The sequence below is a fragment of the Ruegeria arenilitoris genome, assembly GCF_013030265.1.
GTDB classification, from domain to species: Bacteria; Pseudomonadota; Alphaproteobacteria; order Rhodobacterales; family Rhodobacteraceae; genus Ruegeria; species Ruegeria arenilitoris_E.
On the sequence record NZ_WPZQ01000002.1, the window covers coordinates 480,697 to 487,115 of the forward strand.

The 6,419-nt window shown below is 55.8% G+C and carries 6 protein-coding genes; 5 read left to right on the top strand and 1 reads right to left on the bottom strand.

Features of this window, described 5'->3' with window-relative positions:
• Positions 1 to 218 precede the first annotated feature (218 nt).
• The 5 genes from GOX61_RS05255 to GOX61_RS05275 all read left to right on the top strand — a co-directional run bounded on the left by GOX61_RS05255 (position 219) and on the right by GOX61_RS05275 (position 5,665).
• A complete protein-coding gene (locus GOX61_RS05255; RefSeq protein ID WP_155147441.1) occupies positions 219 to 668 on the top strand; it encodes a methyltransferase family protein in 450 nt (149 codons plus the stop codon).
• A gap of 131 nt (positions 669 to 799) precedes the next feature.
• Positions 800 to 2,371 (top strand): Re/Si-specific NAD(P)(+) transhydrogenase subunit alpha, encoded by a 1,572-nt coding sequence (locus GOX61_RS05260; RefSeq protein ID WP_170331810.1) that lies wholly within the window; start codon positions 800 to 802, stop codon positions 2,369 to 2,371.
• Positions 2,372 to 2,384: 13 nt separating this feature from the next.
• Complete coding sequence (locus tag GOX61_RS05265) at positions 2,385 to 3,839, top strand: NAD(P)(+) transhydrogenase (Re/Si-specific) subunit beta (RefSeq protein WP_170331812.1); 1,455 nt, start codon at positions 2,385 to 2,387, stop codon at positions 3,837 to 3,839.
• 84 nt (positions 3,840 to 3,923) lie between these two features.
• Complete coding sequence (locus GOX61_RS05270; protein ID WP_170331814.1) at positions 3,924 to 4,280, top strand: VOC family protein; 357 nt, start codon at positions 3,924 to 3,926, stop codon at positions 4,278 to 4,280.
• Positions 4,281 to 4,387: 107 nt separating this feature from the next.
• The gene (locus GOX61_RS05275; RefSeq protein ID WP_170331816.1) at positions 4,388 to 5,665 is read left to right on the top strand and encodes a DUF3422 family protein; all 1,278 of its coding nucleotides are present in this window, start codon (positions 4,388 to 4,390) and stop codon (positions 5,663 to 5,665) included.
• Positions 5,666 to 5,865: 200 nt separating this feature from the next.
• Here GOX61_RS05275 and GOX61_RS05280 read toward each other — a convergent pair.
• Positions 5,866 to 6,419 (bottom strand): hypothetical protein (locus GOX61_RS05280; RefSeq protein WP_170331819.1); only part of this gene is annotated, 554 nt, incomplete at its 5' end.

Sequence of the window (6,419 nt, forward strand, 5' to 3'; positions counted from 1 at the left end):
GAACTGACGGGCCGATCGCATGGTTGAAAGCAATGCTAATCGCGAATTTCAGGCGCGTTCTGACAGTATGAAACCCTCTGCCTTGGTTGTTGTCGCTTTCAGGTAATGAAAAAATCCGATGCGACAACCTGATGTTTTGCCAAATAAGCGCAAAAGCGGTAGGACGTCTGTCAGAAGCGACATGTGTCGGTGCATGTCGTCATTCACAGGGAATGCTCATGCGCCGGATCGATGTCCCGCCCGTTTGGCTTCTGGGCTTTGTGCTGCTTTCATGGCTACAGGCCAAATACCTGCCTTTGGGCTTATCCCTGAAAGGTGGATTCACGGGTCTTCTCAGTGGAATATTGATTGGTGGAGGCATATTGGTCGTTGTCTTGGCAGCGGTCGAGTTTCGTCGACACCGCACAACGATCATACCTCATGAAACGCCTTCCGCACTCGTCCAGTCCGGTATCTACAAACGTAGCCGAAATCCAATTTATGTTGGCGACGTTTTGATCCTTGCCGGGTTGATTTTGCGTTTTGATGCAATCGCTTCTCTGGTGTTGATCCCAATCTTTGTCTGGATCATCGAACGCAGGTTCATCCTGCCCGAAGAGGATCGGTTGCGCCGGACATTTCGAGCGGATTTTGCTCGATACGAACAGAAAACACGCCGTTGGGTTTGAGGTGCATCAAAACGTGACACAACGTAAAAATTGCTGCGACTGCGAAATAATGTTGCGCAAGATGTATCTTTTGCTTAACAAACAATACCGACCACCCGCTCAATCAGAGTGACAATTAGGGGGACCTGCCGGTGAAAATAGGCACACCAAAAGAAATACTGGATGGTGAGAACCGGGTCGCAATGACACCGGATTCGGCTGTGCAGCTGCAGAAACTCGGCTATGAATGCGTCATTGAAAAAGGAGCGGGTGAGGCTGCCGGCTTTTCGGATGCGTCTTATGAGGCCGTTGGCGTCGAAATCATCAAAACAGCGGCATCGCTGTGGAAGACAGCGGATATCATTGCCAAGGTTCGGGTGCCCACCGAGACAGAACTCAAGCGTCTGACCAAGGGCAAAACCCTGATCTCTTTCTTCAACCCAGCGGGCAACGAAGAAGGGATGGAGCTGGCCAAGTCCAAGGGCGCGAACGTCATCGCCATGGAAATGGTGCCGCGTATTTCGCGTGCGCAGAAGATGGACGCACTTTCGTCGATGGCCAATATCGCGGGCTACCGTGCGGTGATCGAGGCGGGTAACAACTTTGGTCGCTTCTTCACCGGTCAGGTAACAGCGGCGGGTAAGGTTCCGCCTGCTAAGGTTCTGATTGTCGGTGCCGGTGTTGCCGGTCTGGCGGCCATCGGCACATCCACGTCACTAGGTGCGATCACCTATGCGTTCGACGTACGCCCCGAAGTGGCCGAGCAGGTCGAGTCCATGGGCGCTGAATTTGTCTATCTGGATTTTGAAGAAGAACAGCAGGACGGCGCAGCCAGCGGCGGTTATGCCTCGGTTCAGTCGGAAGAATTCCGCAACGCGCAGCTGGCCAAGTTCCGCGAGCTTGCGCCTGAGATGGACATCGTCATCACCACCGCCCTGATCCCCAACCGTCCGGCGCCCAAGCTGTGGCTGGCGGATATGGTCAAGGCGATGAAACCGGGTTCGGTCATCGTTGATCTGGCGGCAGAGCGTGGCGGCAACGTCGAAGGCACTGTGCCGGACGAAAAGGTCGTGACCGACAACGGTGTCACCATCATTGGTTACACTGACTTCCCCAGCCGGATGGCCGCGCAATCTTCGTCTCTTTACGCGACGAACATTCGTCACATGATGACTGACCTGACCCCCGAAAAAGACGGTCAGATCAATCACGACATGGAAGATGACGTGATCCGCGGTTCGACCGTGACCCATGAGGGCGAAATCACGTTCCCGCCACCTCCGCCCAAAGTGCAGGCGATCGCGGCGCAGAAAAAGCCTGAGGTCAAAGAACTAACGCCGGAAGAGAAGAAGGCGCAGGAGATTGCAGCCTTCAAGGCGCAGACCAAGCAGCAGTTCACCCTGTTGGGTGTCGGTGGTGCGCTGATGTTGCTGGTGGGTCTGATCGCTCCGGCAAGCTTCATGCAGCACTTCATCGTCTTCGTGCTGGCCATCTTTGTGGGCTTCCAGGTGATCTGGAACGTTGCACACAGCCTGCACACACCGCTGATGGCGATCACCAACGCGATCTCGTCGATCATCATTGTCGGGGCCTTGATGCAGATCGGATCGGGGTCTTTCCTGGTCATTCTGCTGGCGGCGTTGTCTGTCTTTATGGCAGGGATCAACATCTTCGGTGGCTTCCTCGTAACCCGGCGCATGCTCGCCATGTTCCAGAAATCTTAAGGAGGCCGGGCACATGGAATTTGGCTTCACTACTGCCGCCTACGTCGTTGCGGCTGTCCTTTTCATCCTCTCGCTCGGCGGTCTGTCTAACCAGGAAAGCGCCAAACGCGCGGTCTGGTATGGCATCGTCGGTATGGCACTGGCGGTCTTCGCCACGCTGGTTGGGCCTGGTTCGGGCCTGTGGTTGCTGTCGTTGCTGCTGATCGCCGGTGGCGGTTTTATCGGCCAGTATGTTGCGCAGCGCGTGCAGATGACCGAGATGCCGCAGCTTGTTGCCGCGATGCATTCGCTGGTTGGTCTGGCGGCTGTGTTCGTAGGTTTCAACGCGCATTTTGAAATCGGCAACGTGGCGCAGGTCATGGCAATCGCCGACAGCGCGTCGCAGGCGGACCTGTCCGATCTGGGTGCATTTGCCAAGCTGATCGCCAAGAAAACCTCGGCCGAACTAGCGATCCTGCATGTCGAACTGTTCCTGGGCATCTTCATCGGTGCGATCACCTTTACCGGTTCGGTCGTGGCCTATGGCAAGCTCGCGGGCAAGGTGACCTCGGCAGCGACCAAACTGCCCGGCGGTCATGCTCTGAACGCGGCGGCGGCGGGTCTCTCGCTGATCTGCCTGATCTGGTACACAGCTTCGGGTGGTTTGTTCCCGCTGATCCTGATGACGCTGGCGGCTTTGTTCATCGGCTATCACCTGATCATGGGTATTGGTGGCGCCGACATGCCGGTGGTCGTGTCGATGCTGAACAGCTACTCGGGCTGGGCGGCTGCGGCGATTGGTTTCTCGCTGGGCAACGACCTGCTGATCGTGGTCGGCGCGCTGGTGGGCTCGTCCGGTGCGATTCTGTCCTACATCATGTGTAAGGCGATGAACCGTCACTTTGTCAGCGTGATCCTGGGCGGCTTTGGTGGTCCCCAGGGCGAGCAAATGGCTGTTGAGGGTGAGCAGGTGGCGATCGACGCAGATGGCGTTGCGGCCGCTCTGAACGACGCAGACAGTGTGATCATCATCCCGGGCTATGGCATGGCGGTTGCGCAAGCGCAGCAGTCTGTTTCCGAGTTGGTCCGTAAGCTGCGCGCCAAGGGCAAGGAGGTGCGCTTTGCGATCCACCCCGTTGCCGGTCGTCTGCCGGGCCACATGAACGTGCTGCTGGCCGAAGCGAAAGTGCCATATGACATCGTTCTGGAAATGGACGAGATCAACGACGACTTCTCGGACACGGATGTGGCCATCGTCATCGGTTCGAACGACATCGTGAACCCTGCGGCGCAGGAAGATCCCAACAGCCCCATCGCCGGCATGCCGGTTCTGGAATGTTGGAAGGCCAAGCAGGTCTTTGTGTCCAAACGCGGTCAGGGCACTGGCTATTCGGGCATCGAAAACCCGCTGTTCTTCAAAGAGAACACCCGGATGTTCTATGGCGACGCCAAGGAGTCGCTGGACAAGCTGTTGCCGATGATCGACTGATCCGGCTCGAATAACGCTCGGAAAGGCGCCCACATGGGCGCCTTTTCTATTTTTGATGTACCCTGTCCTTACAGGAGGTGCCGAATGGAGAAAGTGAACGGTATAGGCGGGCTGTTCTTCCGCGCCCGTGACCCGGAAGCGTTAAGCGCGTGGTACGAAAAGCACCTAGGTGTAAATCACTATGTCCCGGTGCCGTGGAAACAGCGCGAAGGCTACACAGTCTTTGCTCCTTTCGCACAGGACACCAACTACTTCGGCCGGCCCCAGCAGCAGTGGATGATCAACTTCCGTGTCGATGATCTGGAGGCCATGATTGCTCAGTTAGAATCTGCTGGCATAGCCGTAGAGACCCGTGCCGAGTGGGATAGTGAGGTTGGCAAGTTCGCTCGAATACACGATCCGGAAGGCAACCCGATAGAGCTGTGGCAACCAAATCAATAAGATAGCGGCCTTGTATACTGTGGTATCCACGTAAGTGTATGAAATAAAAAGATAATTGATGTATTTGTGGCGCTGCGTATAGTTCCCGGGAACTCAGGGAACACAAAATGACACCCATCGACGACCATCCACTGCGCTATGCGCTGGCCAATGAACTGCACGCACGCCCCTTTCCAGTGGCCAAGGCGCCATGCACTGTCGTCTTTCTTGCCGTCAAGAAACCGGTCCAGGCAGTTGCCCGGGATCGGAACGAAGATATGGCGCACCTGATAGATCTGCTGGACCGTCATGGCGCGCAACACCCCCAGCCAGGGGCCACGCATTATGCAGGGCAGATCGGACGTCACTGGCTAAAGTGGGAGCAACATACCGAGTTTGTCACCTATACGGCTATCACGCAGAATGTCAGTGATCGCCCGTTCAACCCAGCTGATTTCGAAGTGTTCCCTCAGGATTGGTTGATGAGCAGCCCGGGGCAGAGGATTACCTCGGCCATGTTGCGAGTGGTCAAGCGTCGGGATGATGAGGAAGTTGTGGCGGCATTGTCGGAGTGGTTTGAACCCGAAAGCCTGGCCGTGGCGAACGTATTGGACAACTCAGCAGTTTGTGCCAGTGATTTTCGGATTGATCCGGCAGGGCACATGCGTTTCGCGCTGTTTGTCTCGGACGGAACCGGGCGACGCAGAACTGGTCGTATTATTCAGCGGCTGTGTGAGATCGAAACTTACAAGGCCATGTCCATGCTGGGCTTTGCCCGGGTTAAAAGCCTCATGGGGCGCATCGGTGAACTGGACAAGCGTCTTACTGATCTGATGGTCGAGATGACGGACGATGCCACCCAACCGGACGAATTGCTGCCCCAACTCCTGTCGACGTCGACCGAGCTTGAGACACTCTCAGCTCGTTGCTCGTTCCGTTTTGGAGCGACCGGAGCCTATGAAGCGATTGTAAACCAGAGGATCGAGGTTCTGCGAGAGCAGCGCTTTTATGGTCGTCAAACCTTTGCTGACTTTATGATGCGCAGATATGACCCTGCTATTCGCACCGTGAAATCCACGGAGCGGCGTCTGCAAGCCCTTTCTGACCGAGCGATCCGAGCGGGTGAATTGCTACGGACACGCGTAGATGTTCAGCGCAGTGCGCAGAACCAGGCATTACTTGAAAGCATGGATCGCCGCGCCGATCTGGCCCTTAGACTGCAGCATACGGTGGAAGGATTGTCTGTGGTGGCCATCAGTTACTATGCAGTCTCTCTGGCCAGCTATCTGCTTTACCCGATCACCAAAACTGGAATCAGTAAGGGGATGTTGACAGCAGTCGTAACGGTGCCGGTGGTACTTGCAGTCTGGTTCGCAATTCGACGCATACGCCGCCGGTTGGAGTAAGCTCAGAGACTGCTGGCAGAAGCATCTGCAAGAATGCAAATAACCTTGGTCTGACTATAGAACTTGGGCCCGATTGAGCGCCATCGGCAGGATCTAAAAACAGAACTCACCGACAAATCGGGTTTCAATTTGTGAAATGGGCGCGGTCGCGAATTCACCCGCAACCACGCCCATCGATGACTTCATATCTGAAGCGGGTGTTAGAGCAGGAAGCTATCCTCTTCCAGCAGGTTCGCAATCATCAGATCTGTTACCGCATCTGTCTCATTCGCCAAATCGCTGTTCGACGACGCATCGACCAGATTTGTCGGAATAGAAATGCCTGCGATCTTGGTTTCACCTGCACCGAACACGACGGATAGGAATTCATCAACGATTTCCGCAGTCACATTCGGCACAAATTCGAGAACATCGACTGTACCCGCCCATCCGGCCTCGCCCGAAATCTCGCCTTCTGGTGCGAGTTTCTGAGCAGGAGATGATTGCTGTGCAAGTTTCGGAAGCTCGTATCCTACAGTGCCGCTGCCATTAATATCGTAGCCATAGAAGGCTTCCACATCGATGACATCAGGGATCGTCGTACTGCTGATGTAGGCACCACTAGCGTCGGTGATCCACTCGCCGTAGTCTCCGTTGGCGTTTTTCCAGAGCACCTTGAAGCCGCCATTGTATGCCTCGGCGTGGATGGCCTCCCAGCCAGGGAAGCTATCTGGGCCAGCTTTGACACCGTCACGCGTCAACTCGACACTGCCAT